General features: G+C 63.6%; 20 protein-coding genes. 6 read left to right on the top strand and 14 right to left on the bottom strand.

The features are described from left to right. The first annotated feature begins 13 nt into the window (after positions 1–13). The gene (locus GGD40_RS16200) at positions 14–961 is read left to right on the top strand and encodes a sugar-binding transcriptional regulator (protein ID WP_179703193.1); all 948 of its coding nucleotides are present in this window, start codon (positions 14–16) and stop codon (positions 959–961) included. Positions 962–1,050: 89 nt separating this feature from the next. Here the strand turns inward: GGD40_RS16200 and GGD40_RS16195 are convergent, their stop codons facing one another. The 7 genes from GGD40_RS16195 to GGD40_RS16165 form a co-directional block, all read right to left on the bottom strand. Beyond that, positions 1,051–1,347, bottom strand: coding sequence for a DUF1330 domain-containing protein (locus tag GGD40_RS16195; RefSeq protein ID WP_179744229.1), 297 nt, complete (start codon positions 1,345–1,347; stop codon positions 1,051–1,053). A gap of 64 nt (positions 1,348–1,411) precedes the next feature. After that, complete coding sequence (locus GGD40_RS16190; protein WP_179703191.1) at positions 1,412–2,521, bottom strand: ABC transporter ATP-binding protein; 1,110 nt, start codon at positions 2,519–2,521, stop codon at positions 1,412–1,414. A 134-nt stretch (positions 2,522–2,655) separates the two neighbouring features. After that, the gene (locus GGD40_RS16185) at positions 2,656–3,384 is read right to left on the bottom strand and encodes an HAD family hydrolase (RefSeq protein ID WP_179744228.1); all 729 of its coding nucleotides are present in this window, start codon (positions 3,382–3,384) and stop codon (positions 2,656–2,658) included. Then, on the bottom strand, positions 3,381–4,214 hold the full coding sequence (locus GGD40_RS16180; protein WP_257030516.1) for a carbohydrate ABC transporter permease: 834 nt from the start codon (positions 4,212–4,214) through the stop codon (positions 3,381–3,383). Before GGD40_RS16180 ends, GGD40_RS16185 begins: the two co-directional genes overlap by 4 nt. 38 nt (positions 4,215–4,252) lie before the next feature. After that, positions 4,253–5,188, bottom strand: a complete 936-nt coding sequence (locus tag GGD40_RS16175; RefSeq protein WP_179703188.1) for a carbohydrate ABC transporter permease — start codon at positions 5,186–5,188, stop codon at positions 4,253–4,255. Between the two features lie 203 nt (positions 5,189–5,391). Next, positions 5,392–6,714, bottom strand: a complete 1,323-nt coding sequence (locus GGD40_RS16170) for an ABC transporter substrate-binding protein (RefSeq protein WP_179703187.1) — start codon at positions 6,712–6,714, stop codon at positions 5,392–5,394. Between the two features lie 100 nt (positions 6,715–6,814). After that, on the bottom strand, positions 6,815–7,615 hold the full coding sequence (locus tag GGD40_RS16165; RefSeq protein ID WP_179703186.1) for an L-iditol 2-dehydrogenase: 801 nt from the start codon (positions 7,613–7,615) through the stop codon (positions 6,815–6,817). A 341-nt stretch (positions 7,616–7,956) separates the two neighbouring features. On the opposite strand from GGD40_RS16165, the gene GGD40_RS16160 reads away from it, so the two are divergent. Genes GGD40_RS16160 through GGD40_RS16150 form a run of 3 tightly spaced genes read left to right on the top strand, consistent with a single transcriptional unit; the run spans position 7,957 to position 10,668 of the window. Continuing rightward, positions 7,957–8,925 carry a metal ABC transporter solute-binding protein gene (locus GGD40_RS16160; protein ID WP_179744227.1) on the top strand — a complete coding sequence of 323 codons (969 nt, stop codon included), beginning with the start codon at positions 7,957–7,959 and terminating at the stop codon, positions 8,923–8,925. Continuing rightward, positions 8,922–9,893, top strand: a complete 972-nt coding sequence (locus GGD40_RS16155) for an ABC transporter ATP-binding protein (protein WP_179744226.1) — start codon at positions 8,922–8,924, stop codon at positions 9,891–9,893. Before GGD40_RS16160 ends, GGD40_RS16155 begins: the two co-directional genes overlap by 4 nt. Continuing rightward, the gene (locus GGD40_RS16150) at positions 9,886–10,668 is read left to right on the top strand and encodes a metal ABC transporter permease (RefSeq protein WP_179703183.1); all 783 of its coding nucleotides are present in this window, start codon (positions 9,886–9,888) and stop codon (positions 10,666–10,668) included. The genes GGD40_RS16155 and GGD40_RS16150 overlap by 8 nt, the downstream gene beginning before the upstream one ends. Positions 10,669–10,729: 61 nt before the next feature. Here the strand turns inward: GGD40_RS16150 and fghA are convergent, their stop codons facing one another. The 3 genes from fghA to GGD40_RS16135 form a co-directional block, all read right to left on the bottom strand. Continuing rightward, entirely contained in the window at positions 10,730–11,581 is an 852-nt protein-coding gene (gene fghA / locus GGD40_RS16145; RefSeq protein WP_179744225.1) for an S-formylglutathione hydrolase, read from the bottom strand. 42 nt (positions 11,582–11,623) lie between these two features. Continuing rightward, on the bottom strand, positions 11,624–12,730 hold the full coding sequence (locus tag GGD40_RS16140) for an S-(hydroxymethyl)glutathione dehydrogenase/class III alcohol dehydrogenase (RefSeq protein ID WP_020069206.1): 1,107 nt from the start codon (positions 12,728–12,730) through the stop codon (positions 11,624–11,626). 168 nt (positions 12,731–12,898) lie between these two features. Next, on the bottom strand, positions 12,899–14,437 hold the full coding sequence (locus tag GGD40_RS16135; RefSeq protein WP_179744224.1) for a xylulokinase: 1,539 nt from the start codon (positions 14,435–14,437) through the stop codon (positions 12,899–12,901). A gap of 437 nt (positions 14,438–14,874) precedes the next feature. On the opposite strand from GGD40_RS16135, the gene GGD40_RS16130 reads away from it, so the two are divergent. Further along, entirely contained in the window at positions 14,875–16,284 is a 1,410-nt protein-coding gene (locus GGD40_RS16130; RefSeq protein WP_179703180.1) for a nucleobase:cation symporter-2 family protein, read from the top strand. 197 nt (positions 16,285–16,481) lie between these two features. On the opposite strand, the gene GGD40_RS16125 is transcribed toward GGD40_RS16130, so the two are convergent. The 3 genes from GGD40_RS16125 to GGD40_RS16115 are packed head-to-tail and all read right to left on the bottom strand — an operon-like array spanning position 16,482 to position 22,503. Next, on the bottom strand, positions 16,482–18,041 hold the full coding sequence (locus GGD40_RS16125; protein ID WP_179744223.1) for an efflux transporter outer membrane subunit: 1,560 nt from the start codon (positions 18,039–18,041) through the stop codon (positions 16,482–16,484). A 1-nt stretch (position 18,042) separates the two neighbouring features. Next, entirely contained in the window at positions 18,043–21,252 is a 3,210-nt protein-coding gene (locus GGD40_RS16120) for an efflux RND transporter permease subunit (protein ID WP_179703178.1), read from the bottom strand. An 18-nt stretch (positions 21,253–21,270) separates the two neighbouring features. Beyond that, positions 21,271–22,503, bottom strand: a complete 1,233-nt coding sequence (locus GGD40_RS16115; RefSeq protein ID WP_179703177.1) for an efflux RND transporter periplasmic adaptor subunit — start codon at positions 22,501–22,503, stop codon at positions 21,271–21,273. A gap of 429 nt (positions 22,504–22,932) precedes the next feature. Here GGD40_RS16115 and GGD40_RS16110 point away from each other — a divergent pair, with 429 nt between their 5' ends. Continuing rightward, positions 22,933–23,601, top strand: a complete 669-nt coding sequence (locus tag GGD40_RS16110; protein ID WP_179744222.1) for a TetR family transcriptional regulator — start codon at positions 22,933–22,935, stop codon at positions 23,599–23,601. Between the two features lie 100 nt (positions 23,602–23,701). Here the strand turns inward: GGD40_RS16110 and GGD40_RS16105 are convergent, their stop codons facing one another. After that, positions 23,702–24,334, bottom strand: coding sequence for a cysteine hydrolase family protein (locus tag GGD40_RS16105; RefSeq protein WP_179744221.1), 633 nt, complete (start codon positions 24,332–24,334; stop codon positions 23,702–23,704). Positions 24,335–24,505: the final 171 nt, after the last annotated feature.

The following is a 24,505-nucleotide window of genomic DNA, read 5'->3' as shown; positions in this document are numbered from 1 at the left end:
GCGAGCCGTCACCGTGCCCAAGTCCACAGAAAAATTAGATCTTGCTACCCGCGCCGCGTGGCTTTACTACGTCGCCGGCAACACCCAGAACGAGATCGCCGAGAAGCTGCAGGTGTCGCGTCCGGTCGCGCAGCGCCTGGTCGCCTTCGCCGTCGAGAAGAACCTGATTCGCGTGCGCGTCGATCACAAACTGGCCGACTGTCTGTCGCTCGCCGATCAACTGTCCAAGCGCTACGGACTCTCCATGTGCGAAGTCGTGCCGGTGGACAGCGATACGTCAGAGGAAGTCGACCGCAAACTCGCGGTGGCCGGCGCGCAGGTGATGGAGCGCCATCTGAACGAAGAAAAGCCGATGGTGGTCGCGGTCGGCAGCGGCCGGACGCTGAAGGCGTCGGTCGATCAGATCGCGCAGCTAGACCGTCCGCAGCACCGGTTGGTGTCGTTGGTCGGGGCGATCGCCCAGGACGGCTCCTCGAACCGCTACGACGTCGCGCTGCACATCTCCGAGAAGACAGGGGGCAAGCATTTTCTGTTGCCGGCTCCGTTGCTCGCCGATACCGAGGCGGAGCGCTCGCAATGGTGCAATCACCGGCTGTACCGGATCGTCGAAACGCTGGCGGCGGACGCGGATGTCGCGTTCGTCGGCGTCGGCAATATCGGGCCGACCTGCCCGTTGCATGAAGACGGCTTCATTACGTCGGCGGAAGTGAAGGACATGATGCAAGGCGGCGCCGTGGCCGAAATGCTCGGCTTGCCGATCGATGCGACCGGCGCGCGCGTCGAGTCGCCGACCGGCCGGCGCGTGACCAGCCTCGCACTCGATTCGCCGCCGCGGCGCCCGACAATTGGTTTCGCGGGCGGCGAGCGCAAGCGGGAAGCGCTGATCGCAGTGCTGAAAGGCGGATGGTTGTCGGGGTTGGTGACCGACGAGCTGTGCGCGCGGGCGGCGCTTGAGGCTTGAGGCTTGAGGCTTGAGAGCGCTTAGGGGCCGAGCGTTTTGTGCAGTTCGAGCGGTACACACCGCTGCGGCGAATTGATTCGCGCCCCGCACTACACCAGCGGCAAACCTTCGGTAATGATGATCCGGTAATCGCCGCCCTGCAGACGTGTCTCGCTGACCGCCTGATACGCCGGGCTGCGATACCACGCGATCGCCTCGTCATAGCCGGCGAATTCGAGAATCAGAATCTCTTCGATCGCCGGCCCTTCCACCACTTCCTTGCGCCCGTGGCTCGCCAGCATGGTGACCGGATGCTGCTCGAAGGTTGCGGGCGCAACCTGCCTGTATTCGTCGAGCTTGGCCTGGTCGAGCGTTTTCTCGCGCGTAATGACAACGTAGGCGGACATGAGCGTTTCCCGGCGTGGTTGAAAGGAAAGCGGCGCGCCCGCCGCTTTCGCCAACATCACGCGGTCAGGCGGCCAGCACCTCGACGATCTTACGCTGGAATGCTTTCCCCGCGCTGTCGAACAGATGGCAGTGCTCCGGCGTCGCGCCCAGCTTCTGCATCTCGCCTTTCGTATGCCGTTCGAGCGGCGGAATCCGCGCGATCAGGCCGTCCGGTGAGACGCTGGATTCAGCGTACAAATAAGCCGCGTCACCGAGCGATTCGAGTGCCATCGTACGAGCCGAGATGCCGTCGTCGCTATTGCCCACGTGCAGATGCTCGGGGCGAATGCCGACCGTCACCTTGTCGCCCTGCTTGACCGCGCCCGGCTCCACCGCGACGCGCTGCGTCTCGCCGGTTTCGTAGCGCACCGTGACGCCGTCGTGCGTGACCGACTGCACCACGCCTTCCATGAAGTTCATTTTCGGCGAGCCGATAAAGCCGGCGACGAAACGGTTGGCGGGCGCGTGATACAGCATGGTCGGACTGCCGACCTGCTCCAGATTGCCCGCCGACAGCACGACGATCTTGTCGGCCAGCGTCATGGCTTCGACCTGATCGTGCGTCACGTAGATCATCGTGGTCTTCAGCTCGTCGTGCAGACGCGCGAATTCGAGGCGCATTTTCACGCGCAGCGCGGCGTCGAGATTCGACAGCGGTTCGTCGAACAGGAACACCTTCGGCTTGCGCGTGATCGCGCGGCCGATCGCCACACGCTGACGCTGACCGCCGGACAACTGCTTCGGCTTGCGATCCAGCAGATGATCGATGTGCAGGATCTTCGCTGCGTTACGCACGGCCGCGTCGATTTCCGGCTTCTTGGTGCCGGCGAGTTTCAGGCCGAACGCCATGTTGTCGTACAGCGTCATGTGCGGATACAGCGCGTACGACTGGAACACCATCGCGATGCCGCGTTTGGCGGGCGCCACGTCGTTCACGCGCATGCCGTCGATGGTAAGGTCGCCGCCGGTGATGTCTTCGAGGCCGGCGATCATTCGCATCAGCGTCGATTTACCGCATCCGCTCGGGCCCACGAACACGACGAACTCGCCGTCCGCGATATCGAGGTTGATGTCGCGCATCACCTCACTTTCGTCGTAGGCCTTTCTGATGTTGCGCAGAGTTACGCTTGCCATGATGTGTCTCCGTGTAATGCTATGTGTTGCTTGTCCGTTGCTTGCGCTGCCTGGATGAGTTTCAGCAGCTCCGCTTCTCTAATTGACGGCCGCTACGCCGCTCATGCTCGTGCAGCCGCGCTCACGCAGCCGATTCACGGCGGCGTGGCCGCCGTCGCGCTCAGCGTCCATTGCGCGACCAGTTCCGGCAGTTGCTGCATGTCGTCGAACACGTGCTGCGCGCCGGCCGCATGCAGCTTGTCGATCTGCGCATCACTCGCGTGACCGCCGCCGATAAAGCCCAGCACCGTCATGCCCGCCGCGGTCGCCGCCGTCACGCCGGTCACGCTGTCCTCCACCACGAGGCACGCCGACGGCGCGAGTCCGAGCCCTTTCGCCGCCGCCAGATAGACGTCGGGCGCGGGCTTCGGATTCGGCACCGCGTCGGCGCAAAACAACCGGTCGCCGAAGAACTTCACCAGCCCCGTGCGGGCCAGCACCGCTTCCACGTACGGCCGGAAACTGTTGCTCGCGCACCCTTTGGCGAGTGGCACCTGGGCGAGGGCCGCCTCGATGCCTTCCACCGTTGGCGCCTGCATCGCCGCCGCTTCCACCGCGCGACGGATCGCGTCGATATCGGCGACGGACAGACGCTTGCCGAGCTGCGTCGCCGTGCCTTGCAACACCGTTTCGATGCGCAAGCCGAGTAGCGGCAACACCACCGGCTCGACGTCGGTGTCGGGCCAGCGCGCTTCGAGTTCGTGCACCAGCATGCGCGCCGCCACGGCTTCGCTGTCGATCAGCACGCCGTCGCAATCGCAGATCAGCGCAAATTGACCGACACCGGAAGCCACACCGGAACCCCCATTCGACCCCGCTGTCATTTGACCGCCCCGAACGTGAGGCCGCGCACCAGTTGCTTCTGCGACAGCCAGCCGACGATCAGGATCGGCGCGACCGCCAGCAGCGAAGCGGCCGACAGCTTGGCCCAGAACAAGCCTTCAGGGCTCGAATACGACGCGATGAACACCGTCAGCGGCGCCGCGTTCGAGCTCGACAGGTTGATGCTCCAGAACGCCTCGTTCCACGACAGGATCACGAGCAGCAGCGCGGTCGAAGCGAGCCCCGGCAGCGACATGGGCATCAGCAGATAGACGATTTCCTGCCACGTCCTCGCGCCGTCGATCCGCCCGGCTTCGAGAATGTCGCGCGGAATTTCGGCGAAGTACGTGAACGACATCCACACCGCAATCGGCAGATTGATCAGCGTGTAGACGATCACCAGACCCGACACCGAATCGAGCAGGCCGGTGTTCTTCCACAGCAGATAGATCGGCACCAGCACGCCGACCGACGGCATCATCTTGGTGGACAGCATCCACAGCAGCACCTTCTGCGTGCGGCGGGTCGGGAAGAACGCCATCGCATACGCGGCCGGCACGGCGAGCAGCAGACACAGCACCGTGACGCCGGCCGAGATCAGCACCGAATTCCACGCGAACGAAAAGTAATTGCTGCGCGCGAACACCTCGCGGAAGCTATCGAGCGTCGGAATAAAAAACAGCGACGACGAATAAGCCTGCTGTTCCGTCTTGAACGCGGTGATCGTCATCCAGAAGATCGGAAAGAACAGCAGCAACGCGACCAGCCAGGCGATCACGCCGGGAATGCCGCGGCGAATTGCGGCGAACGGCGACTTCGCCGGCACGGTCATCGGTGTCGAGCTCGACACCGGTGTAGAGGCAACCTGGCTCATTTTTCGTACTCCCCTTTCAGGTTCTTCGCGAGCATGCGCACGAGGAAGAACGACACGACATTAGCCAGCACGACCGCGAGAATGCCGCCGGCAGAAGCAAGGCCGACGTCGAACTGTTGCAGGCCGAGCGAATAGATCAGGTACGACAGATTGGTCGTCGCGGTGCCCGGACCGCCGCCCGTGGTCGTGTAGATTTCGGCGAAGATCGACAGCAGGAAAATCGTCTCCATCATGACCACCACCGCGATCGCCCGTTTCAGGTGAGGCAGCGTGATGTAGAAGAACATCGAGAACGGACCCGCACCGTCGATCTTTGCCGCTTCCTTCTGCTCCTGATCGAGCGACTGGATCGCGGTGAACAGAATCAGGAACGCGAACGGCAACCACTGCCACGCGACGATCATGATCACGGCAGTGAGCGGATAGTCGGCGAACCAGTCGATCGGCTGCATGCCCATCGCGCGCATGCCCTGCGCGATCAGGCCGTACACCGGGTGCAGGATCATGTTCTTCCAGATCAGCGCACTGACCGTCGGCATCACGAAGAACGGGCCGATGGCGAGCAGCCGCGCGATACCCTGACCGTAGAACTTGCGGTCGAACAGAATCGCCATCAGCACGCCGCCGACCACGGTGATCACCAGCACCGAGATAATCAGCTCGAGTGTGTGGCCGATCGAGGGGCCGAACGACGGATCGGTCGCGAGGTATTTGTAATTGTCGAAGCCGGCGAAACCTTTGAGGTCCGGGTTCAATAGGTTGTAGCGCCGGAACGAAAACCAGATGGTCATCGCGAGCGGGATCGCCATCCACAACACCAGCACGGCCACCGAGGGCGTGACTAGCCAGCGGGCGGAATTAGCTTTGCGGATTTCGCGTTCTTTTTCTGTCTGGGGATGTGCTTGCATGAGAGGTAGGCGCAGAGGACGCATGGTGGACCACCTGTTCGGTAATGCGCGGACTGTCCGCTGCAAACTGCTCGCAGCGTGAAGCGCGCCGGCCGGCGCGACACCTCGCAGGCATCGCGGCGCGCCGCGCGATCCAGGACAGCCCGCTGTGCTGCGTGGGCCGGCTGACGGGCGTCAGCCGGCGCGTGCCACGTGCTTCAGGTGGCGGGTTACCGCAATCACTTCGATTACTTCTGGTAGCCGGCCTGTTGCACCGCGCGATTCGCGGTCGCATTGCCGGCGGCCAGCGCCTGATCGACCGTCATCTGACCGGCCACTGCGCCGGAAATGCTCTGACCGACCACGGTACCGAACGACTGGAACTCAGGAATACCCACGAATTGCACACCGGTGTACGGCACCGGCTTCAGCGTCGGGTGATCCGGGTCCGCCGTTTCGATCGCCTTCAGCACGAAGTCGCCGAACGGTGCGGCCTGTTTGTACTCAGGACGCGCGTACGTTGAATGACGCGTTCCCGGCGGCACCGAGGCCCAGCCTTCGTCTTTCGCGACCAGCTCGATGTATTGCTTCGACGTCGCCCATGCGATGAACTTCTTCGCCGCGTCCGTCTGCTTCGACGACTTCGGAATCGCCAGCGCCCACGCCCACAACCAGTGCGAACCCTTCGGCGTGACAGCAATCGGTGCGGCAGCGAAACCAACCTTGTCGGCGATCTGCGATTGCTGCTTGTTGTACAGCATGCCGGCCGCGACCGTCGCATCGATCCACATCGCGCACTTGCCCGACGACATCAGCGTCAGGTTTTCGTTGAAGCCGTTCGAGCTCGCTCCCGGAGGGCCGTCTTTCTTCAGCAGGTCGACGTAGAAGCTGATCGCCTTCTTCCATTCCGGCGTGGTGAGTTGCGCGTTCCACTTCTCGTCGAACCAGCGGCCGCCGAAGGTGTTCACCACCGTCGTCGCGAACGCCATGTTCTCGCCCCAGCCCGCCTTGCCGCGCAGACAGATGCCGTACATGCCGTTGGCCTTGTCGGTGAGCTTGTCCGCGAATTGCGCGATCTGGTCGTAGGTCGGCTGGTCGGGCATTTTCAGACCCTTGGCCGCGAACAGGTCTTTGCGGTAATACGTCATGGAGCTTTCGACGTAGAACGGCAGCGCGTACAACTGGCCGCCGCTCGAGAGGCCGTCGCGGGCCGTCTTCACGACGTCGTTCAGATCGTAATCGGCGGGCAGGTTGGTGAGCGGCGTGAGCCAGCCGCGCTTGCCCCATTGCGGCGTTTCATAGGCGCCGATCGTCATCACGTCGAACTGGCCGCTGCCGGTCGTGATGTCGGTGGTGGCGCGCTGACGCAGCACGTTTTCTTCGAGAATCACCCAGTTCAGCTTGATGTCCGGATTCGCCTGCTCGAAAGCGGGCGAGAGCTTCTTCAGCTCGATCATGTCCGGGTTGTTCAACGTGGCGATCGTCACCGTCGCCGCCGACGCGCTCAGCGCGAAGCACGCCATGGCGCCGACGCTAGCCGCTTTCAGCGCGGATTTGAGGATTGGCTTCATGTGTTGTCTCCTTTCTCGTACGTTATGTGATGCTGCGTTTGTTCTACGAAAATGACGAGGATGATGCGCACGTCGCGACCGCCGTGACGTGCCTGCTGCGTCAACTCATCCAGTTGCCGCCGTCGACGTTCAGCGTTTGCGCGGTAATGTAGTCGGCATCCGCCGACGCGAGAAACAGGGCGGCGCCGGTCAGGTCGTCCGGCACACCCATGCGGCCGAGCGGCACCGCTTCGCCGACCAGGCGCTTCTTCTCGCCGAGCGGACGGTTTTCATAACGGGCGAAGAGCGCGTCGACTTCCTTCCACATCGGCGTATCGACGACGCCCGGCGCGATGCCGTTCACATTGATCTTGTGCGGCGCGAGCGCCAGAGCCGCAGATTGCGTGTAGCTGAGCACGGCCGCCTTGGTCGCGCAGTAATGCGACACGAGCGCCTCGCCACGCCGCCCCGCTTGCGACGACATATTGATGATCTTGCCGCCGTGACCCTGCTCGACCATTTTTTGCGCGACGGCTTGCATCAGGAAGAACAGGCCCTTCACGTTGACCGCGAAGAGGCGGTCGAACACGTCCCAGGACTCGTCGAGGAGCGGGCGCATATCGAACAGCGCCGCATTGTTGAACAGAATGTCGACCTGGCCGAAACGCTCGAGCGTGCTCGCGACGATACGGTCGATATCTTCACGGCGCGTGACGTCGGCGCTGACGCTCAGCACACGGTCGCCATAGTCGGCGCGCAGCGTGTCGCCGAAACTGTCGGCCGGCTTCATGTCCACCAGCACGCAGCGCGCGCCTTCGTCCAGATAGCGGCGCGCCACGGCCTCGCCGATTCCGCTTGCCGCGCCCGTCAGAATGGCCACCTTGTCTTGCAATCGTGCCGCCACTGCCTGTCTCCGGTTCATTGCGTTTTGTTTCGCAGTGAGCGAACGCTCATTACGCGAACAATTGCTCTGTTAGTGATCGAATGATCGGATACGGACAGGGTCATGTCAAGGCACCCGCGCAGATTTCGATGGTGCAGCGCGGCAGGACGCGCGCGCCCTCGTCCCCGCTCTGAACAACACTAATACGAGAAATCAGGCAAGGCCAAGTCGCTTTCTGCATAAGGCGCTGACATTTATTTGAGATACGTTATATCATTTCGACCGCGCTTCATTGGCCGCGCGCGGCTTCGCGCGACCGGTCGCAACGCCCTCTCCTAACGTTAGTGATTCACTCAACTCTCACGCAGCAGGAAACAACGATGAAGAAACTCGGCTCGATGTTCAACGGTGCGCACCGCGCGCTGAAGCTGTCGAAATACGTTGCGGCGGCCACGGCCGCGTTCGCGATCGGTCACAGCGCGTTCGCCGCGGATGCGAAAATCCCGGTGGTCGCGGCGGAGAATTTCTACGGCGACGTGGTGCAGCAACTGGGCGGCGATCGTGTCGACGTGACCAGCATTCTCAGCAACCCGGACCAGGATCCGCATCTGTTCGAAGCCAGCCCGAAGACGGCGCGCGCGTTGCAGCATGCGAGCCTTGTGGTGTACAACGGCGCCGACTACGATCCGTGGATGGCAAAATTGCTGGCCGCCTCGAAGGGCACGAAGCGCGTGACGATCGTCGCCGCCGACCTCACCGGCAAGAAAGGCGGCGATAATCCGCACCTCTGGTACGACCCGGCCACCATGCCGAAGGTCGCGCGCGCGGTGAGCGAAGCGCTCGTCGCGGCTGACCCGGCGCACAAGTCGGCGTACGATGCGAACCTCGCGAAGTTTCTCGATTCGCTGAAGCCGATCGACGCCAAAGTCGCCGAGTTGCATGGCCGCTACGCGGGCGTGCCGGTCACGGCGACCGAGCCGGTGTTCGGCTATATGTCGGACGCGATCGGGCTGAGTATGCGCAACCTGCGCTTCCAGCTCGCCACGATGAACGACACCGAAGCCAGCGCGGCCGATATCGCCGCGTTCGAACGCGACCTGCGCGAAAAGCGCGTGCGCGTTCTGATCTATAACAGCCAGGCAACCGAGGCCCTGACCAAACGCATGTTGAAGCTCGCGCAGCAATCGAAGGTGCCGTCCATGAGCGTCACCGAGACCGAACCGGCCGGCAAGACCTATCAGACGTGGATGCTGACGCAGCTCGACGCGCTGAACGCCGCGCTGATCGCGGGCGAAGCGAACGGCGCGGGCGAGGTGGCAGCTTCCGGCAGCAAAGGAAAGACACCATGACTCTGACTGGCCGCAACGCGCCAGCCCTTGCAGCAAGTGCGCCCTCGGGCGCGCCGTCCAACGCGCCCGTGCTCGAACTCGAGCAGGTCACGCTCGAACTCGGCGACCGCACGATTCTGCGCGACACCGGCTTCGTGGTGAATCAGGGCGAATTCATCGGCGTGCTCGGGCCGAACGGCGCGGGCAAGACCACCTTGATGCGCGCGGTGCTCGGCCTCGTGCCGGCCGCGAGCGGCACGATCCGCGTGCTGGGGCAGCCGGTCGAGCGCGGCAATGCGTCGATCGGCTACATGCCGCAGACGCGCAGCGCGCTCGCTGGGCGGCGCGTGCGCGGCCGCGATTTCGTCGCGATGGCCGCCGACGGTCATCGTTGGGGCTTGCCGCATGCGGACGCCCACACCCGCGCCGATGTCGAGCGCGTGCTGGATCTGGTGGGCGGCCGCAAGCTGGCCGAGCGGCCGTTGTCGGAACTATCGGGTGGCGAGCGGCAGCGCCTGCTGCTCGCGCAATGCCTGCTCGGCAATCCGAAACTGCTGTTGCTCGACGAACCGCTGATCAGTCTCGACCCGCATCATCAGAAGAGCGTGGTCGAACTGGTGCGGCGCGTGCAGCAGGAACTCGGCATTGCCGTGCTGTTTTCGGCGCACGAATTGAATCCGCTGCTGAACTCGATCGATCGCGTGCTGTATCTCGGCAGCGGCGTGGCCGCGCTCGGCACCGTCGACGAAGTGATCACCCGCCCGGTCCTGTCGCGCCTGTACGGCTCGCCGATCGACGTGATGCGGGTGAACGGCCGCATCTTCGTGATGTCGGGCGACGTCGAGGTCGAGAAACACGATCACGAGCACGAACACGACGAAGACGGCGGCCATAGCCACGGCCATTCGCACGGCGCGCACGGCCACTCGCACGGCCACGGCCACTCACACCAGCACGACTCACGCGACGGACACACGCACGATGTTTGAATACGATTTCATGGTCAACGCGTTCGCGGCGTCGGGGATCGTCGCGGTGCTGGCGGGTATCGTGGGCTATTTTCTGGTGATGCGCGGACAGACCTTCGCGGGCCACGCGTTGTCGCACGTCGGCTTCACCGGCGCGACCGGCGCGGTGCTGATCGGCATCTCGCCGATCTGGGGGATGATCGGCTTCACGCTCGCGGCGGGCGTCGGCATGGGCGCGCTCGGCGAACGCCTTGCCGGACGCGACGTGGCGATCGGCGTGATCCTGTCGCTGTCGCTCGGTTTCGGTTTGCTGTTCCTGCACTTCTTCACCGCGTACGCGACGCAAGTCACCGCGCTGCTGTTCGGCAATGTGCTCGGCGTGAACACGTCGACGTTGGGCGTGCTGGCGGCGTTGGGCGTAGTCAGTTTGCTGGCGCTGGCGGCGATCATGCGGCCGTTGCTGTTCGCTTCGTTGCAGCCTGAACTGGCCGAAGCAAAGGGTGTGTCGCTGCGGCTCGTGTCAGTGCTGTTTCTGGCGATTGCCGCATTGGCGGTAGCCGCGTGTACGCAGATCGTCGGCGTGCTGCTGGTGTTCACGTTGATGGTCGGGCCGGCTGCCGCCGCGCAAAACATGACGACGCGTTTGTCGACCGGACTCGTGCTGGCCGCGGTGTTTGCGCTGCTGCAGGCGTGGCTCGGCTTGACGCTGGCGTTCTATACCGATTGGCCCACGAGCTTCTGGATCACCGTGCTGTCGGCAGTGGTGTACGGCGGGAGTTTGTTGAAGCGGCGTTGAGTGGAGAGCGATGACGGCGGGCACTCTTACGCGCTACCGTCATCGCCATGCGACAACACACTCAGCCGAGCAGCACCTTCGCGTGATGCGCGAGATGATCCTCGATGAACGTCGAGATGAAGTAATACCCATGGTCGTAGCCCGCGTGGCGGCGCAGCGTCAGCGGCTGACCCGCCGCCTGGCAGGCGGCCTCGAATACATCCGGGTTCAGCTGTTCCGCCAGGAACTGATCCGCCAGCCCCTGATCCACCAGAATCCCCGCCGCGAACTTGCGCGACGCATGCGCGACCAGCTCGCTCGCGTCGTACTGCTTCCACGCTTCGCGATCGTCGCCGAGATACCCGCCGAACGCTTTCTCGCCCCACGGGCAACGCGTGGGCGCGGCAATCGGCGCGAACGCGGATACCGAGCGATAAATCTCCGGATTGCGCAGCGCCAGCATCAACGCGCCGTGACCGCCCATCGAGTGCCCGAAAATACCGAGGCGCGCACCGTCCACCGGCAGATTCGCCAGCACCGTTTCGCGCAGATCGTCACGCACGTACGAGTACATCCGATAGTGCTGCGCCCACGGTTGCTGTGTCGCATCGACGTAGAAACCCGCGCCCACACCGAAGTCCCACGCCGCGCTTTCGCCCGGCACGCCCGCGCCGCGCGGACTCGTATCGGGCGAAATCAGCGCGATGCCGTGCTGTGCCGCGAAACGTTGCGCGCCGGCCTTGATCGGAAAGGTTTCTTCCGTGCACGTGAGACCCGCCAGATAGAACAGCGCGGGCACGTTCGCGTTCGCTTGCAACGCCTGCGGCGGCAGATAGACCGAGAAACGCATCGGCAGGCCGACGGTCTGCGAGTCGTGCCGGTAGATACGCTGCTCGCCGCCATGGCAGGCATGCGACGACAGAAGTTCAAGCATCGCCCTGCTCCTTTTTATGGGTTGCGTGGGTTGCGTTCCGCATCAGTACAGCACGACCGAGCGGATCGACTCGCCCTTCTTCATCAGGTCGAAGCCTTCATTGATGCGTTCGAGCGGCAGACGGTGGGTGATCAGATCGTCGATATTGATCTTGCCTTCCATGTACCAATCGACGATCTTCGGCACATCCGTACGCCCGCGCGCGCCGCCGAACGCCGAGCCCTTCCACTCGCGGCCGGTCACCAGCTGGAACGGACGCGTGCTGATCTCCTCGCCCGCCGCCGCCACGCCGATGATGAACGACTGGCCCCAGCCTTTGTGCGTGCATTCGAGCGCCTGGCGCATCACCTTGGTATTGCCGATGCATTCGAACGAGTAGTCCGCGCCACCATCGGTCAGTTGCACGATGTGGTCGACCACGTTCTCGACTTCGTTCGGGTTGATGAAGTGCGTCATGCCGAACTTCTTCGCCAGCTCAACCCGGCCCGGGTTGATGTCGACGCCGATGATCTTGTCCGCGCCGACCATCTTCGCGCCCTGAATCACGTTCAGGCCGATACCGCCGAGGCCGAACACGACCACGTTCGCGCCCGCTTCGACCTTTGCCGAATACACCACCGCGCCGACGCCCGTCGTCACGCCGCAGCCGATGTAGCAGATCTTGTCGAACGGCGCGTCTTCACGGACCTTCGCGACCGCGATTTCCGGCACGACGATGTAGTTCGAGAACGTGGACGTGCCCATGTAGTGGAACAGCGGCTTGCCGTCCAGCGAGAAGCGCGAGGTGGCGTCGGGCATCAAACCCTTGCCTTGCGTCGAACGGATCGCCTGACACAGGTTGGTCTTGCGCGACAGGCAGAACTTGCATTGACGGCATTCCGGCGTGTACAGCGGAATCACGTGATCGCCCTTCTTCAGCGTGCCGACGCCCGGCCCGGTATCGACGATCACGCCCGCGCCCTCATGGCCGAGAATCGCCGGGAAAATGCCTTCCGGGTCCGCGCCTGACAGCGTGTAGTAGTCGGTGTGGCAGATGCCCGTCGCCTTCACTTCGATCAGCACTTCACCGGCGCGCGGGCCTTCCAGATCCACTTCCTCGATCGTCAATGGGGCGCCGGCTTTCCATGCAATGGCGGCTTTGGTTTTCATCGTGAATGCTCCTTGAGGTCTGTGAGTGCGACGCGCGTCCGGCATGATGTGCCGCGCTCTAACTTAGCGCGCGAAAAGCGTAATGGTATTGCAAAGTGCGTCACGGCATTGTCCGTACCGGACATCGGCGCGCTCATCGTCGGCCAGCGTCGACGAGCGCCGGCCGCGTCACCGATCCGCCGTGCCGCCGAACCAGGTTTCGACCCGGCCGTAAAGATCGAGAAAGCGTGCGTAGCGTTCGGCCAGTGCCGAATCGCCTTGCGGACCGGCGACCCGCGTGGCGCCTGGCGCAAGCGCCGCGAGATCGTTCGCGTGCCAATGGCCGCTCGCCAGACCGCCGAGAATCGCCGCGCCACGTGGCGCCGCGTTGGGGCAATCGACCGCATACAGTTCGACGTCCAGCGCATCGGCCAACAACTGCCGCCAGCGCGCGTCGACCGAGCCGCCGCCCGCGAGCTTCAATGTCGTGACCGTCGCACCGCTCGCGCGAATCGCGTCGAGCCCGGCGCGCAGCGAGAATGCGACGCCTTCGAACGCGGCGCGCATCATCGTGCCGCGCGTGTGTTCGAGCGCGAGGCCGAGCCAGCCGCCGCGCGCCGATGGGTTGAGCCACGGCGTGCGTTCGCCGGTGAGATAAGGCAGGAAGGTCAGGCTGGTTGCGTGCGCTACAGCGCCGTGGGTATGTTCTGAGGCACGGCCGGAGGTCGCGCTGCCCGCCTCGCCAAACGCGCTGGTAGTGACGTCGACAGACGCGCCGTTCAGCGCAATCGCGTTGGCCTCGCCGAACGCCTCCCGATAAGCATCGGCCCACTCATACGACAGCCAACCGCGCACGCGTTCCAGCGCAATGCCGACGTTTTGCATCGCCGCCATCCGATACCAGTGATCGCTAGCCGCCCGATAGCGATGCAGGCCCTTCGCCGCCGTCGGCTCTTGCCCCGCCAGCACGACGATCTGTCCGCCCGTGCCGGTGGTGAGCAACGCATCGCCATCGCGCGCGAGTCCGCTGCCGAGCGCCGCGCACGGCGTGTCGGCGGCGCCGGTCGCGAGCACGATGCCGGAGCGCAAGCCCAGCGCCTGCGCCGCCGTCTGCGACAGCACGCCGCCCGCCGCATACGAAGGCGCCAACGGCGCGAACCATTCGCGCGGAATCTCCAGACGAGCCAGCAGCGCGGTATCCCATACGCCGGCCGGATCGGCGAGCGCGGTCGCGCAGGCGTCCGACGGATCGGTCAACACCGCGCCGCCCAACGCCACGCGCAGCCAGTCTTTCGGCTGCAACGCCCAGCGCGTTCTGTGCGCGGCGTGCGGTTCGTTCAGCACGATCCAGCGCAGCAGCGGCCCGGCCATGCCGGGCGCCACCGGATTCGCTTGCGGCTCGCGCCACGCGTCGAGCAAACCCAGCGCGCGCGTATCGGGCCACAGCATCGCGGGCCGCACGGCGTCGCCCGCGGCGTCGATCAGCACGACGCCGTGCATCTGCCCGGAGAAGCCGATCGCGCGCACGTCGCTGCGCAACGCTTGCGGCAAGCGCGACGCCGCTTCGCACAGCGCGCGCCACCACGTTTGCACCGACATCTCCGCCCAACCCGCGTGCGGTGTCTCCAACGTATAAGCGACGCTCGCGACCGCGAGTTCGCGGCCGTGTTCATCGACGATTGCTACTTTGAGGGAACCGGTGCCGAGGTCGATGCCAAGAAAACTCATGGGCGATTGCACGTCAAAAGAGGGGTGAAAATGAGGGTCGCGAGGCGCACGCGAAAGGTGCCCCGAAGGCGGTTTTTTCGTCACCGTGACGCGCCCCGGAGGGCGCATCCAAAAACACGCCGATCTTGCCGGATCGCGGGTTAACCCCGCCGCGCCGCGAGCCGCATGAAAACAGCACTATGCGTCGAGTGAGATACACCTCATTGATTCTCACACATATCGGTCCGGCGATGGCGCGCACGGCTTAACGCCCCGCACCGCCGCTACAAAGGGCTGTCCTCCGATGGGACAAACGCGCAGCTTTAAATTGCCTTTCAAACCGGCACGACGCATATCGTCACCGGGAATGCCGGAATAGGCCCCAGTGGTCTTGTTGCACTTTATCGTCCCCGATACCTTGGAGTCATCTCAAAAACTAGATGGTGGAGACAGAAGATATGCAATCGAACACGGTTCACCCGTGCGACGAGCGACTGCCCGCGGGCCAGTTGCTGACCCTCGGCATCCAGCACGTTCTGGTGATGTATGCCGGCGCCGTCGCAGTGCCTCTGATCGTCGGTGCGGCGCTCAAATTGCCGAAGGATCAGATCGCCTTCCTGATTAGCGCCGATCTGTTCTCCTGCGGCATCGCCACGCTGATTCAAACGCTCGGTCTGTGGATCTTCGGTATCCGCCTGCCGGTCATCATGGGCTGCACGTTCGCGGCCGTCGGTCCGATGGTCGCGATCGGCACCAATCCTTCGCTCGGCATTCTCGACATCTTCGGTTCGACGATCGCGGCCGGCGTGGTCGGCATTCTGCTCGCGCCCGCGGTCGGCAAGTTGCTGCGATTCTTCCCGCCGGTGGTGATCGGCGTGGTGATCTCGGTGATCGGTTTGTCGCTGATGGAAGTGGGCATCAACTGGGCAGCCGGCGGCGTGGGCAATCCCGACTACGGCAATCCAATCTATCTCGGCCTGTCGTTCATCGTGCTGACGCTGATTCTGCTGATCAACAAGTTCGCCAAGGGCTTCCTCGCCAATATCTCGGTGTTGCTCGGCATCGTCTCCGGTTTCGTGATCGCGCTGGTGCTCGGCCGCGTCAACATGGACGGCGTCACGCACGCACCGTGGGTCGGTTTCGTGATGCCGTTCCACTTCGGCCTGCCGCACTTCGATCCGTTGTCGATCGCAACGATGGTCACCGTGATGTTCGTCACCTTCATCGAATCGACCGGCATGTTCCTCGCGGTCGGCGACATGGTGGATCGCCCGGTCGATCAGAAAGCGCTGGTGCGCGGTCTGCGCGTGGACGGTCTGGGCACGCTGATCGGCGGCATCTTCAACTCGTTCCCGCATACGTCGTTCTCGCAGAACGTCGGCCTGATCGGCGTGACCGGTGTGAAGAGCCGCTTCGTCTGCGCCATGGGCGGCGTGATTCTGGTGCTGCTGGGCCTGTTCCCGAAGATGGCGCAAGTGGTCGCGTCGGTGCCGGCCTTCGTGCTCGGCGGCGCGGGCATCGTGATGTTCGGCATGGTCGCGGCGAACGGCATGAAGGTGCTGTCGCGCGTCGACTTCGTGAAGAACCAGCACAACCTGTTCATCGTCGCGGTGAGCGTCGGGTTGGGTCTGGTGCCGGTGGTGTCGCCGCACTTCTTCTCGAAGCTGCCGGCCGCACTGACGCCGCTGCTGCACAGCGGGATTCTGCTGGCTTCCGTGTCTGCCGTCCTGCTGAATCTGATCTTCAACGGTGTGAAGAGCGAGAAGAAGGCGCAATGCGAGATTCGCAAGGCCGGTCACGATTTCGACGGACGCGGTGGGAATGAACCGCCGCACGATGAAATGCTGCGTGCCGCCGATCTGCATTGAGTGACTGAATTGCGGCAAATGTAATCATTGCATCTCGTCCTCTGCGGACAAACAAAAACGCCACGGCATGCCGTGGCGTTTTTGTTTTCAGCTTTGTACTGCTGTTTGCTGCCGTGTGTCTTGTGCCGGCTGCGTAGAACGGCTTCCGTGACACCGAATGCCGTCCTGCGCGTTGGCCGCTACGCGACGACTCCGACCTAACCCGCCGTCGCCGCCGAAGCCGCCACCGGCGCGCTTGCCGCACCGTAATTCACCGGTGCGTCGGCCGGACGCGGCTGATCGCCGTTGTGCTCGACCCAGCCACCGCCGAGTGCCTGGTACAACGTCACCAGGTTCTGCAGGCGCTCCATGCGCGCGGTGATCAGCGACGTTTGCGACGTGTACAGATCGGTCTGCGCGGTCAGCACCGACAGATAGCTGTCGACACCGTTCGTATAACGCAGATTCGACAGATCCAGACGACGCTGTTCCGCAAACGTATTGCGCTCCAGCGCCTGGATCTGCTGGTCGTACGTGCCGCGCGCCGCCAGACCGTCCGCCACTTCGCGGAAGGCCGTCTGGATCGCCTTTTCGTACGTAGCGATCTGGACGTTCTTCTGCAGGTTGGCGACGTCGAGGTTGGCGATGTTCTGACCGCCCTCGAAGATCGGCACCGTGATCGAGGGACCGAAGCCCCACGCAGCCGAACCCGGCTTGAACAGACCACCGAGCGACGGGCTCAGCGTGCCGAAATTGCCGGTCAGCGAGACCTTCGGGAAGAACGCCGCGCGTGCCGCGCCGATATTCGCGTTGGCCGCGAGCAGGTTCTCCTCGGCCTCCATGATGTCCGGACGACGTGTCAGCAGATCGGACGGCAGACCGGCCGGAATATCCGTGAGGAGATTCTGGTCGTCCAGCGTCAGACCCGGCGGCAAATCAGCCGGCAGCGGCTCGCCTAGCAGCAGCACCAGCGCATTCTCGCCCTGTGCCCGCAAACGCGCCTGCGCCTGCAGGTTGGCGTTGGCCGTCTCGACCACCGTTTGCGCCTGGCGCAGATCCAGCTCGGAACCTGTGCCGTTGTCGAACTGCAGCTTGGTGATCCGATACGACTCCTGCGCGGTCTTCAGCGTGTCTTGCGTGACCTTCAGCAGATCGTCCAGTTCGAGCACCGTCAGATACTGATTCGCCACCTGCGAGACCAGCGCGATTTCCGCCGCCTTGCGCGCCTGCGCCGTGCCGAGGTAGGTCGCCAACGCCTGATCCTTCAGGCTTTGAATCCGCCCGAAGAAGTCGATTTCCCACGATGCGTTCAGACCGACCGAGTACGAGTTGGAGATCGTCAGTCCGGTCGACGTCAGATCTTTCGGCGTACGCGACTTGGTTTGCGAACCCGCGGCATCCAGCGTCGGGAACAGGCCGGCGCGAACGATCCGGTACTGCGCCTGCGACACCTGCATGTTCAGCACCGACACACGCAGATCGCGGTTGTTCTTCAGCGCGATCTCGATCAGCCGCTGCATGCGCGGATCGACGAAGAATTCGCGCCAGCCGATGTCGGCCGCGGCCACACCGTTCGCGCTACGCGCGGCGGCCGTCGCGCCGGGCTTTTGCTGGCCCGCTTCGGCCCCCGGCTGGGTCGCGCCCGGTTGCGTGTCGTACACGCCGCCGGTCGGGAACGTCGACGTCACGGGTTCCGCCGGACGCTGGTAATGCGGCGCCATCGTGCAACCCGCGGCGAACAACGCGACCGCCACTGCAATCAAAGAGTGTTTTTGCATCTCAATGTCCGTCCTTGCCCGAGCCGTTACCGCCCGACGCACCACCTTGCGGATCGTGCGGATGGAGCTGGTTGGAATGTTCGAACGCTGCATCCGGATCTTCCGTCTCACCACCGAATTTCGCGCGGATCACGACGAAGAACATCGGGATCATGAAAATCGCGAGGAAGGTCGCCGTCAACATCCCGCCGATCACGCCGGTACCGATCGCGTGCTGGCTGGCCGAACCCGCGCCGTTGCTGATCGCGAGCGGCATCACGCCGAGAATGAACGCGAGCGAGGTCATCAGAATCGGACGCAGCCGCAGACGCGCTGCTTCCAGCGCCGCTTCGACCGGCCCCATGCCTTCACCTTGCTGCAACTCGCGGGCGAATTCCACGATCAGAATCGCGTTCTTCGCCGACAGCCCCACCGTGGTCAACAGACCCACCTGGAAGAACACGTCGTTCTCGAGCCCGCGCAGCGTAGCGGCCAGCAGTGCGCCGATCACGCCGAGCGGCACCACCATGATCACCGAGAACGGGATCGACCAGCTTTCATACAACGCCGCGAGACACAGGAACACGACGAGGATCGAGATGCCGTACAGAATCGGCGCCTGCGAACCGGACTGGCGTTCCTGCAACGACAAGCCGGTCCATTCGTAGCCGATACCCGCCGGCAGCTTCGCCACGAGTGCTTCCATTGCCGTCATGGCCTGACCGGTCGACTTGCCCGGTGCAGCCGCGCCCTGGATTTCCACGGCCGAAATACCGTTGTAGCGTTCGAGCTTCGGCGAACCGTAGGTCCACGTGCCGCTGGCGAACGACGAGAACGGCACCATGGTGCCCGCCGAATTGCGCACGTACCAGGCGTTCAGGTCTTCCGGGGTCATGCGGAACGGTGCGTCGCCTTGCAGATACACCTTCTTGATCCGGCCGTCGGTATCGAGGAAGTTGTTCACGTACTGCGATGCCCATGCGATCGAGAACGTCTGGTCGATCGTCGACAGCGACACGCCGAGCGCCGAAGCCTTCTCGTGATCGATATCCACCTTGAACTGCGGCGTATCGTTCAGGCCGTTCGGACGCACCTGGGCCAGCGTCGGATCTTTCGCCGCCATGCCGAGCAGCATATTGCGTGCTTGCATCAGCTTGTCGTGGCCGATACCCGCGCGATCCTGCAGTTCGAAGTCGAAGCCCGCAGCGGTGCCGAGTTCAGGAATCGACGGCGGATTCACCGGATACACCAGCGCATTCTTGTAGCCGCCGAAATGCATGAACAGACGGCCGACCAGCGACTGCACCTTCTGGTCCGTATGCTGACGCACCGAGTAGTCCTTCATCCGCACGAACACGAGACCCGCGTTCTGACCGCGACCGGCGAAGCTGAAGCCGTTCACCGTGAAGGTCGATTCGACGATGTCCTTCTCGGTATTCAACAGGTAGTCCGACACGTCCTTCAGCGCGCGCGCCGTGGTTTCCTGCGTCGAGCCCGACGGCGTTTGCACCAGCACGAACATCGTGCCCTGGTCTTCGTCAGGCAGGAACGACTTCGGCAGCTTCACGAACAGCAGGCCGACCGCGAAGATCACCACCATATAGATGATCAGCCAACGGCCCGAGCGCTTGATCACGTGGTGCACGCCCGAGTGATACTTGTCGCGGCTCTTGTTGAAGTTGCGGTTGAACCAGCCGAAGAAGCCGGTGGTGCGTTCCTGGTGACCCTTTTCGACCGGCTTGAGAATCGTCGCGCACAGCGCCGGTGTCAGAATCAACGCAACCAGCACGGACAGCACCATGGCCGCCACGATGGTCAGCGAGAACTGCCGGTAAATCGCGCCGACCGAGCCGCCCGAGAACGCCACCGGCACGAACACCGCCGACAGCACGAGCGCCACGCCGACCAGCGCGCCGGTAATCTGGTCCATCGCCTTGCGGGTCGCGTCTCGAGGCGATAAGCCCTCCTCCTGCATGACCCGCTCGACGTTTTCCACCACCACGATCGCATCGTCCACCAGCAAGCCAATGGCCAGCACGAGCCCGAACATGGACAGCGTGTTGATCGAGAAACCCACCAGACCCATGACCGCGAACGTGCCCAACAGCACCACCGGCACGGCGATCGTCGGGATCAGCGTGGCGCGCAGGTTCTGCAGGAACAGGTACATGACCAGGAACACCAGCACGATACCTTCGAGCAGCGTCTTGACCACTTCTTCGATCGACAGGCGCACGAACGGCGTGGTGTCGTACGGATACTTCACGACCAGGCCGTGCGGGAAGTACTTCGACAGGTCGTCGATCTTCGCGCGGACGGCCTTGGCGGTGGCCAGCGCGTTAGCGCCGGTCGCGAGCTGAATACCGAAGCCTGCCGTCGGCTGGCCGTTGTACTTGGTGTCGAAGTTGTAGTTTTCGCCACCCAGCTCGATGCGGGCCACATCTTTGATACGGACTCGCGAGCCGTCAGGGTTCACCTTCAGCAGCACGTTGCCGAACTGTTCAGGCGTATTCAGCAGCGTGGCTTCCGTGATGGTGGCCTGCAGCACCTGACCCGGCACCGACGGCGTGCCGCCGAGCGAACCGCCCGCGACCTGCACGTTCTGGGCCGTCAACGCGGTTTGCACGTCCACCGGCGTCAAGCCGAAGTTGGTGAGCTTGTTCGCGTCCAGCCAGATCCGCATGGCGTACTGCGAGCCGAACAGCGTCACGGTACCCACGCCGTCGATCCGGCTGAGCGGATCTTCGATGTTCGACGCGACGTAGTTCGCCAGGTCGTACTTGTTCATACTGCCGTCTTCGGAGTTGAACGCGAGGACCATCAGGAAGCTGCTGCTCGACTTCGTGACCTTGGTGCCCAACTGCTGCACGGCTTGCGGCAGCAGCGGCGTGGCCAGTTGCAGCTTGTTCTGCACCTGCACCTGCGCAATGTCAGGATTGGTGCCGGCCGCGAACGTCAGCGTGATGGTTGCCGTACCCGAGTCGTCCGACGTGGACGACAGGTACAGCAAATGGTCGAGACCACTCATCTGCTGCTCGATCACCTGCGTGACGGTGTTTTCCACCGTCTTCGCCGAGGCGCCCGGGTACGTTGCGCTGATCTGCACGGCCGGCGGCGCGATCGTCGGGTACTGCGCGATCGGCAACGTGAAGACCGACGCGATACCCGCGAGCATCAGAATAATGGCGATCACCCATGCAAAAATTGGGCGATCAATAAAGAACTTTGCCATGAGGCGGGCTCCCTGTTATTACGCGCCCGATGCCGCAGAGGCGGGTTGAGCCGTCTGTGCAGCACCGCTGGCGGCCGGCGCACCCTGAGCGGATGCGTCGGAAGCGGGTGTGGCGGGAAGTTGCGCGGCAACCGGCTTGACCTGCTGACCCGGACGCGCCTTCTCGGTGCCCGCGACGATCACGCGGTCCCCAGCCTTCAGGCCACCTTCGACCACCCAGTTCGAACCGTACGTGCCCGACGTGACGAGCTGACGCAACGCGACCTTGTTGTCGTCGCCGACGACCAGCGCGGTCGGCTGACCCTTCTGGTCATGCGTGACGCCGACCTGCGGCACCACCAGCGCGTTATCGTTGACGCCTTCTTCGATCCGCGCGCGCACGAACATGCCCGGCAGCAACACCTTGTCCGCGTTCTTGAAGAGCGCGCGCACCGTGACCGAGCCGGTGCTCTGGTCGACCGTGACGTCGGTGAACTGCAGCTTGCCCTTTTCCGAATACGTGCGGCCGTCTTCGAGAATCAGCGAGACCTTGGCAGCGTCCGGGCCGCTCGTCTTCAGCTTGCCCTCTTGCACTTCGCGGCGCAGCTTCAGACCGTCGAGGCTCGATTGCGTCAAGTCCACATAGACCGGATCGAGTTGCTGGACGGTAGCCAGCAGCGTGGCGGCGCTCGCCTGCACATACGCGCCCGGCGTGACTTGCGACACGCCGATCTGGCCGCTCACCGGCGAGGTCACGTCCGTATAGCCGAGATTGATCTGCGCCGTGTCGACCGCTGCCTTGCCGGCGGCGACGTCCGCCGCTGCCTGGCCTTCCGAGGCGACCGCGTTGTCGTAGTCCTGCTTGCTGACTGCGTTCGCGGCCACCAGCACCTTGTAGCGGTTAGCTTGCGCGGTGGTCGATACGAGGTTGGCTTGCGCCTTGGCCAGCGTGGCCTTCGCATTGTTCAACGTGGCGATGTACGGCGCCGGATCGATCTTGTACAGACGCTGACCCGCCTTGACCTCGCCGCCTTCCGTGAACTCGCGGCGCAGCACGATGCCGTCGACCCGTGCGCGCACTTGCGCGACGAGGAAGGCGCTGGTGCGGCCGGGCAGCTCGGTGACGACGGGTACCGAAGTCGGTTGAACGGTGATGACGCCCACTTCGGGCGTTTGTTGCGGCGGGGCAGATTGTTTTGGTCCGCACGCTGCCAGCAATACGGCAGCCGTCGCGGCACTGATTAAGCGGAATGGAACCCGTTCGACGCGCATGGAGCGACCTCTGTCAAAGACTGAGAATGAAAAAGTGCGCGCATCCCTACCCCGGGGACGACAGCGCACACATGCGTCTTGCGACGCTTGACCGAAAGCCCGTGAATGCAAACCGAAGCTGCTGGGCACCCTGAGCAAAATGCGCCATACCTGGGAAATGCCGCACGGCGCCGCCCATCCAGGCACGGCGCAAGAGCGTTTTGAAAGGCAACAGTGACGGATATTAACCGGTCGTCACGGCTTGGGCTATCCGATCGTGGGATGCTATTATATATACATTCACGAATGCATGTATAAGTGCGTTTACTTCTCTTGTGGGCGGGGGGCCTGCAGGAACGCTTCGCAATTCGCTTAACGGCAGACAGATTGTCATCCCACGGACTTAATAGCCCTCGGGAAAACCCCACAATCACGGCGAGTCACACGAATATGGTCAGAAGAACCAAAGAAGAGGCGCTTGAGACGCGCACCAGCATTCTCGACGCAGCCGAGCGGGTCTTTTTCGAGAAGGGCGTATCGCGCACGTCGCTGGCCGACATTGCGCAGGCGGCGGGCGTCACGCGCGGCGCGATCTACTGGCACTTCGCGCATAAGAGCGATCTGTTTACTGAAATGTTCGACCGCGTGCTGCTGCCGCTGGACGAACTCAAAGCCGCGTCGCTGGACCCCAACGAGCCCGATCCGCTTGGCCGTCTGATGGAAATCTGCGTGGTCTGCCTGCGCGACACCGCCAACGACCCACACCGCCGTCGCGTGTTCGACATCCTGTTCCTGAAATGCGAGCTGGTCGAGGACATGGGCCCGGTGCGGATCCGCTATCAGACCAACATGCGCGAAGGGCTGATGAAAATCGAAGGGGGTCTGCGCAACGCGATCTCCAAAGGACAAATGCCGGCGGAACTCGATACGCGCCTCGCGGCGGCGATGGTGCATGCGTTCGTCAGCGGGTCGTTGCGCGACATGCTGTTCCTGCCCGACGCGACGGATTTCGGTGCTTACGCGCAGCGCATGGTGGATGGCATGTTCGACGCGTTGCGGATGAGTCCGGCGTTGTTGAAGACCCCGGTGGAAGGGTTGGCGGACGAGTCAGCCAGGTAAGTTGGCGGATGGGCCAGCTCGCTAATTAAGAAGCGCGTAACGGGCGATGCAAAAAAGCGGACGGGTGAGCAAACCCGGCCGCTTTTTTACGCCCGCCTGCTTACGCCGCGTTGCGGCGCGCCCGCGCCTTCTGGTTCGACGAATAGATATCGCCTTTCTCCAGCAGCGTGCCGTTCTTCACTGCCGCGAGCCACGCGTCCGTGCTCGCCACTGCCGCGAACGTCGACTGCAACACCACGCTGAACGCGTGGTGAATGTCCTTCGCGCTGGCAAAACCCGCGCTGTTTTCGTACGGCACCGAGCCGGTCGCGTCTTCCAGGAATTCGACGGCCAGACCGGCGTGGACCGCATGGTTGATCGTCGACGCATCGCAGTTATGCGTCATGTATCCGACGATCGTCAGCGTATCGATCTGCCGCGCGGCCAGCCAGTCGGCGAGGTCGGTCCCGGTGAACGCGCTCGCCATCGACTTCTCCACGAGGTGATCGCGAGCCCGCGAGGCCACCACCGGATGCAGTTCCGCCCCGCCGCTACCGCGGGCGAACAGCGGCGAGGTCGCCGCCGACAAGTGCTGGACGACCACGACCGGGATGTCGGCGGCGCGGGCCGCATCCATCGCACGGCCGACGTTGGCGAGCGAGGTCTGCACGTCCGGATATTCGATCGGCAGATCGCCGGTCACGTATTCGTTCTGCACGTCGATAACGATCAGCGCACGGCGTGGTGTGGTCATGGCAAGACTCCTGTCGGAAAGGGTTCGGGGGTTCAATTATTCGCACCGCTGGCGCCTGCCCGGGTGGGCGGTGCTTCATGAGTGGCGGCGATGACTGCATTGTTGGTCGGCGGGGTGTTTCATGACAGTGACCCGGATGACAGGAATCGATAGAATCGGGCCATTGTCGAA

Source organism: Paraburkholderia bryophila, assembly GCF_013409255.1.
Taxonomy (GTDB): Bacteria; Pseudomonadota; Gammaproteobacteria; order Burkholderiales; family Burkholderiaceae; genus Paraburkholderia.
Note: the sequence above shows the minus strand (reverse complement) of the source record. Positions and strands in the feature narration are given on the sequence as shown.

Bases quoted from the DNA above. Each gene is read 5' to 3' on its own strand.
- GGD40_RS16170 (WP_179703187.1), bottom strand. From the start codon at position 6,714: ATGAAGCCAATCCTCAAATCCGCGCTGAAAGCGGCTAGCGTCGGCGCC.
- GGD40_RS16130 (WP_179703180.1), top strand. From the start codon at position 14,875: ATGCAATCGAACACGGTTCACCCGTGCGACGAGCGACTGCCCGCGGGC.
- GGD40_RS16165 (WP_179703186.1), bottom strand. From the start codon at position 7,615: ATGAACCGGAGACAGGCAGTGGCGGCACGATTGCAAGACAAGGTGGCC.
- GGD40_RS16195 (WP_179744229.1), bottom strand. From the start codon at position 1,347: ATGTCCGCCTACGTTGTCATTACGCGCGAGAAAACGCTCGACCAGGCC.
- GGD40_RS16155 (WP_179744226.1), top strand. From the start codon at position 8,922: ATGACTCTGACTGGCCGCAACGCGCCAGCCCTTGCAGCAAGTGCGCCC.
- GGD40_RS16110 (WP_179744222.1), top strand. From the start codon at position 22,933: ATGGTCAGAAGAACCAAAGAAGAGGCGCTTGAGACGCGCACCAGCATT.
- GGD40_RS16190 (WP_179703191.1), bottom strand. From the start codon at position 2,521: ATGGCAAGCGTAACTCTGCGCAACATCAGAAAGGCCTACGACGAAAGT.
- GGD40_RS16140 (WP_020069206.1), bottom strand. From the start codon at position 12,730: ATGAAAACCAAAGCCGCCATTGCATGGAAAGCCGGCGCCCCATTGACG.
- GGD40_RS16180 (WP_257030516.1), bottom strand. From the start codon at position 4,214: ATGACCGTGCCGGCGAAGTCGCCGTTCGCCGCAATTCGCCGCGGCATT.
- GGD40_RS16175 (WP_179703188.1), bottom strand. From the start codon at position 5,188: ATGCGTCCTCTGCGCCTACCTCTCATGCAAGCACATCCCCAGACAGAA.
- GGD40_RS16125 (WP_179744223.1), bottom strand. From the start codon at position 18,041: ATGCAAAAACACTCTTTGATTGCAGTGGCGGTCGCGTTGTTCGCCGCG.
- fghA (WP_179744225.1), bottom strand. From the start codon at position 11,581: ATGCTTGAACTTCTGTCGTCGCATGCCTGCCATGGCGGCGAGCAGCGT.
- GGD40_RS16160 (WP_179744227.1), top strand. From the start codon at position 7,957: ATGAAGAAACTCGGCTCGATGTTCAACGGTGCGCACCGCGCGCTGAAG.
- GGD40_RS16185 (WP_179744228.1), bottom strand. From the start codon at position 3,384: ATGACAGCGGGGTCGAATGGGGGTTCCGGTGTGGCTTCCGGTGTCGGT.
- GGD40_RS16105 (WP_179744221.1), bottom strand. From the start codon at position 24,334: ATGACCACACCACGCCGTGCGCTGATCGTTATCGACGTGCAGAACGAA.
- GGD40_RS16120 (WP_179703178.1), bottom strand. From the start codon at position 21,252: ATGGCAAAGTTCTTTATTGATCGCCCAATTTTTGCATGGGTGATCGCC.
- GGD40_RS16135 (WP_179744224.1), bottom strand. From the start codon at position 14,437: ATGAGTTTTCTTGGCATCGACCTCGGCACCGGTTCCCTCAAAGTAGCA.
- GGD40_RS16150 (WP_179703183.1), top strand. From the start codon at position 9,886: ATGTTTGAATACGATTTCATGGTCAACGCGTTCGCGGCGTCGGGGATC.
- GGD40_RS16115 (WP_179703177.1), bottom strand. From the start codon at position 22,503: ATGCGCGTCGAACGGGTTCCATTCCGCTTAATCAGTGCCGCGACGGCT.